General features: G+C 59.7%; 2 protein-coding genes. One reads left to right on the top strand and one right to left on the bottom strand.

The annotated features are described in order from the left end of the window. Positions 1–1,043: TonB-dependent receptor plug domain-containing protein (locus Q0072_RS19485; RefSeq protein WP_298333281.1), on the bottom strand; the 1,043-nt coding region annotated here is incomplete at its 3' end. A 768-nt stretch (positions 1,044–1,811) separates the two neighbouring features. Here Q0072_RS19485 and Q0072_RS19480 point away from each other — a divergent pair. Then, on the top strand, positions 1,812–5,300 hold the full coding sequence (locus Q0072_RS19480; protein ID WP_298333279.1) for a Calx-beta domain-containing protein: 3,489 nt from the start codon (positions 1,812–1,814) through the stop codon (positions 5,298–5,300). Positions 5,301–5,689: the final 389 nt, after the last annotated feature.

Below are 5,689 nucleotides of genomic sequence, written 5' to 3'. Positions count from 1 at the left end.
GTCCCATCGACCCGGAGTTCCTGTGAGATAAAATCGGTCCTGTCCGACCAGGCATCTTTTGACAGAAAACGGCGCGGTGACTGATCGTCATCCAGCGATGCCTGATATTCTGCCCGTCGATAGGCCGTGATCGCGACAAGAGCAGCCTTATCCATCTCGTGACTGACGGTCAGAGACAGGCCGTAATTGTCGCGGTGAAGATAATTGTCGCCGTCAGGGTCGATGACATGGGGCCGCGATGCCATTGGGTTGTTGGCGTAACCAGCGACCTCGACAGACTGGAAATAGGCGGGGCGACCTCGGTCCCTCAAGACATCACCGGCCAGAACGACCCTGGTTCCGGATTCGCCGTCAAAGACAAAGGCGGTCCGGGCTGACAGCAGGTCAATCTTATCCCCATTCGGTCCGCCCGACAGATGGCTGTAGGTCCCGCCCCGACCCACGTAACCGACCGACAGTTTTGCGCCTATATCGGTAGTCAGCGGCCCCCGAACGGACGCCTGCACACGGGCCAAGCCATATTTTCCAACCTCGGCCATGACCTGGTGCTGCGGCGTGGCTTCGGGCATCAGCGTGGTAATGTTCACCGCCCCCGCGATGGTGTTCTTACCGAATATCGTCCCCTGCGGGCCCCTGATGACCTCAAGCGACGAAACATCCAGGAACGGCTGGAGATAAGTGTCAGAGCGCCCCTGATAGACACCGTCAATAAACATGCCGATCCCGGATTCTACCCCGATATTGCGCTGAAGCGTGGATATTCCCCGGATTCCGATCTGTCCCTGGAGCGATTGTGCAATCCCCCCGGGTACCGACAGATTGGGCAAAAGAGGCAGCCCATCAAAAATCGTGCGGACCCCTGCGCCCGACAGGTCCCGTTCCGTCAGGACGGATACTGACAAGGGTGCGCGCAACTGGTTCTCTGGTATTTTGCGCGCTGTGACGATGATATCATCAAGCGTCGTACCATCTGTCGCCGCACCGGAAACAGACGTAGTGCCAAGTAGAATGGCAATGCCAGCGAAACTGAACTTATTGCGCATTGTAAGGTCCCGAATACCCATAGAAGTCAGGGTGCCCCCTGGGCGTGCCAAGATATTGGCGCGGCGGTGATGTCGCATATCCGGCGTCCTGTTCCAAGACGGTTTTTAAGTTGCTGGCAGTGCTCCGTAGCGTAGTGTAACGGACCGTAACGGGGATTTGGCCTGGAGGCCGCGCCCGATCACGTCCACAATCCGGACAAGGTCGGATGATCAGGGTGGCGGACACAGCCGATTTCGACTGGGTCTTGGGTTGACCTTGGCTAACCGCACCGGGCTTACCCCGCCATACGGCCCCCGCCGCCATAGCCGGCTGCACAGCGGGCCGGTAGCCGGTGGGCAAGGCCCGGGAACGCCGGCCCAGTACTGCGGCGCCCCCGGCCAGCGGTACGGGGACTTTGTCATCGTCTGATGTGGAAGGGTAGGGGCATTCTCGTTCCTACCCCTGTTCCAACAAGACGCCGAATGCATTGTCAACGGCGTTTGCCGCACTCCGCAGGGCCATAAACCGTCGGGCCGCCGGGACCTTCACCACCGTCAATCCGGCGTTGGCGGCATAGGCCTGGAGCGCAGCCCGGTCATGATCACTGACCCCATAAAGCCTGCGACATGCCTCGGATACGGAGGACAGACCGCCGTGGGCGGGGCCAGTTGGTCGCAGGTGGGAAAAACCCTGTATTTCCCGCAATTGAAGCCTCAGGACCCATGTGGCACCCCAATCACCCGTGGTCATCGCCGTTTGAACTGGCATGTTTTGGATAAGGAAACAATATGAGCACCCTGACTGGTGATGCCGGTTCTAACAAGCTGACGGGCACAGCCTTTGACGACACCCTTCAAGGCTTGGGCGGTGATGACACCCTGGATGGTGGGGCCGGGAATGATCTGCTTGATGGCGGCGATGGTGACGATGATCTGAAGGGCGGTGTCGGCGACGACACCCTTCAGGGCGGGGACGGCAACGATACATTGAACGGGGGTTTCGGCAGAAACAGGCTGACGGCCGGCGCGGGCAACGACCGGCTGCACAGTAACGACGGCACGAACTACCTGGATGCCGGGGACGGCAATGACGAGATCAATGTCTTCGGGCTGACCTCCCAGAACACCATCGTCGCCGGCGCGGGTAATGATGTGGTCTACGCCATGGTCGACCGGAACACCATCAGTCTCGGCGACGGGGTCGACCGGCTGATCTATGGCGGGGTGACGAACGGCTATCGTGAAGAACAAGTCGATATCGTTACCGACTTCAAGGCCGGAGCAAATGGCGACGTCCTAGTCTTTAAGAGCAATTTCACCAATAGCTATACTGGTGGTAACGTATTTCCGGATTTCGTGCGACTGGTTCAATCCGGTGCCGATACACTGGTACAGATCGACAATGATGGTGCCGGAAAGCTCCAGACCTTCGTAACGATCTATCGTCTCCAGGGGGTCACCGCCGCCAGCCTCACGAGCTACAATTTCAACGGCATGGACCTTTCGGGCGCACCGTTGCCCGGCCTGGCGCTGACCGGCTCGGCATCAAACGACAGTCTGCAGGGCGATGTTTTCAACGATACCCTGCGTGGTGCCGGGGGCAATGACACCCTGGATGGCGGCCCCGGCGCCGACCTTCTGGAAGGCGGTACGGGCGATGACAGTTTGCGCGGTGGTCTTGGTAACGACACCCTGTTGGGGGGTGCTGGCAACGACTATCTGATGGATAACGACGGCGACAATTATTTTGACGGCGGTGATGGCGACGACGAAATTGCGTTTGCCTTTGTCGGGCGTCACACGATTATTGGTGGCGCCGGAAATGATAGGATCAGAACTACCCTGAATGCCCAGATGATCACGCTGGGTACAGGCACGGACCGCGTCGACATGGATACGCCATGGCAAACCTATACCGACGTCTATGCCAACATCATCACCGATTTTACGGCGGGCGACGGCGGTGACATCTTCCTGACCGCTAATTCGAGTTTTGTCGGCTACACGGGCGGCAATATCTTCGGCCGCTTTGTCCGGCTGGTGCAGTCGGGCGCCGACACCCTCGTTCAGATGGACCGGGATGGCAGCGGCACGGTCAATGATTTCGCCACGACCTATCGGCTTCAGGGCGTCAAGGCCAGCACGCTGACCGCCTTCAATTTTGAAGGCATGGACCCGACGGGCGCCCCCATCCCCGGCAAGCTGATGGTCGGCACCGACCAGTGGGACAGTTTCACAGGCACCGCGTTCAAGGATACCCTGCAGGGTATGGGTGGGGATGACAGCCTGAGAGACGGAGGTGGCAACGATCTGTTGGACGGTGGTGACGGCAATGACGCGTTGTGGGATGGCTATGGTGATGACACCCTGTTGGGCGGCAATGGCGATGACCGCTTGTACGGCGGCGACGGTCGCAACTATGTTGATGGTGGCGCCGGCAATGACCAGTTCCTGTTCATAACCATCGACAAGGTCCCCAACACCATCATTGGTGGTGACGGCAATGACACGATCAGCGCAACGCTCAGCGCCAATGTTATCACGCTTGGCTCGGGCGTGGACATCCTGCGCTATTCAGGGCTAACCCTAGAATATGCCAACGGCATGGCGGACACGGTCACTGACTTTGCGGTGGGGATTGGCGGCGATATTCTGCGCATCGATGACAGGGCCTATGGCGGCTATAGCGGAGGCAATCTTTTCGGGACCTATTTCCGCCTGCTGCAATCGGGCAACGACACGCTGGTGCAGGTGGATGAAGATGGCGCTGGCGCGGATAAGGGCTTCGCCACGGCCTATCGCCTGAAGAACGTGGCTGCTTCAAGCCTGATCGCCTATAATTTTGGCGGCATGGACCCGACCGTGCAGGGGGCCATTCTGTCGGGGGCCACCGGCACCAACGGCGATGATTCCCTGACGGGCAGCGCCGGTAGCGACATCATGACGGCCGACAAAGGCAACGATACGCTGATCGCCGGCGCTGGCAATGACAGCCTGGATGGCGGAGAGGGCAATGACAGTCTGACCGGTGGTACCGGCAACGACACCCTGATTGGCGGGGCCGGCATTGACACCGCCATGTTCAACGGCACCCGTGCCGAATATTCGCTCAGCACAAGCAACAATATCACGAAGGTCCGTCATATCCCGTCCGGCGAGGTTGACGAACTCTCCAGCATCGAGCGGCTGGTTTTTACCGATCAGACCGTTTTCGTTGGCGTACCCGTGCTGACGGTCACCAATACCAGTGTTCGGGAAGGAGATTCGGGTTCCGCCACCCTGGTGTTCCGGGCTAACCTGTCTGCCCAGGCGGTCAATCCAGTCACGTTCCAGGTTGCTGTGTCGGCCAACACAGCCATGGCGGGGAAAGATTTCACGCCACTTCAACAGACGATGACCATACAGCCCGGCAGCCGTTCGGCGACCATTAGCGTCAAGGTGATGAGCGACATCGTGACCGAACCGCACGAGACGGTAAGGTTGTCCGTTACCGACCTGAGCGGTGCGATCTTCCCCGATCCGGCCGCAACGGGCATGTCGGCGGTCGGCATCATCCTGAATGACGATTTCACGCCAGCATTCTCCACCGAGGCCTACCGTGCTCTGAACCCGGATTTGGTGAATGCGTTGGGGACAAAGGATGCGGCCCTGGTCAATCATTTCATCGCTAACGGCCGGGCCGAGGGCCGGATCACCGCCGGCTTCGACGCCGAAGCCTATGCAGCCCTGAATCCGGATCTGTTTCGGGCCTTCGGGCTGGACGGTAAGGCCCTGGCCGACCATTTCCTGTATAATGGCCGTGACGAAGGCCGGGTGGCCACCGGCTTTGATGCGGTCGCCTATGCCGCGTTGAACCCGGATCTGTTCGCCGCCTTCGGTCTCGACCATGCAGCTCTGGTGAAGCACTATGTCCAAAACGGGCGAGACGAGGGCCGCTTGGCGCGGGGTTTCGACGCCGAGGCCTATGCCGCGTTGAACCCAGATCTTTTTCGAGCTTTCGGCTTGGATACCAAGCAACTGGTCGATCATTACATCCATAATGGCCGGGCAGAAGGGCGGTTGAGCGTGGGCTTTGACGCTGAAACCTATGCCGCCTTGAACCCGGACCTGTTCCGCGCCTTTGGCCTGGATCATATGGCGCTTGTGTCGCACTACATCACCAATGGGCACGCCGAAGGCCGGCCGGCCTATATGCAGGACGGCACCCCGGCAACATCCGTCCTCAGCCTAGTCGGACTTGGGCAGCAACCTAGCATGGCGCCTGACATTCTCAACTGATCTGGCGCTCCGGTTCAACAACAAGCTTGTTAGCGGACTTGGCCGCCGTAATCGACGAACCAACGGCGTTCCCAGTCCCTGACACAGCTCGAACCCTTCAACTCGAAGCTCGCCACGTCGGCTTTCAGGCGCAACAACCATCTCCACAACCGACCGCAATGGAGCGCTATGCGGCCGTTGTGGGTGGCACAATGGGGCCGGAAGCGGACGGGCGGGTTTATGGCGACAAATCTGGGTTTCCGGACATTCCCGCCCGCCCCGGTGGTTGCCAGCGGATACACAGGCTATATGTCCGTCGTCTCGGTCAGTTGCAGTGCGTCTTCGACATCGACGCCCAGATAGCGCACCGTCGTCTTGATCTTGGTGTGGCCCAGCAGGATCTGCACGGC

Source organism: Asticcacaulis sp. (assembly GCF_027484505.1).
In the GTDB taxonomy this organism is placed as follows: domain Bacteria; phylum Pseudomonadota; class Alphaproteobacteria; order Caulobacterales; family Caulobacteraceae; genus Asticcacaulis.
Note: the sequence above shows the minus strand (reverse complement) of the source record. Positions and strands in the feature narration are given on the sequence as shown.

Excerpts from the sequence above, each read along its gene's own strand:
- Q0072_RS19480 (WP_298333279.1), top strand. The coding sequence starts at position 1,812 with ATGAGCACCCTGACTGGTGATGCCGGTTCTAACAAGCTGACGGGCACA.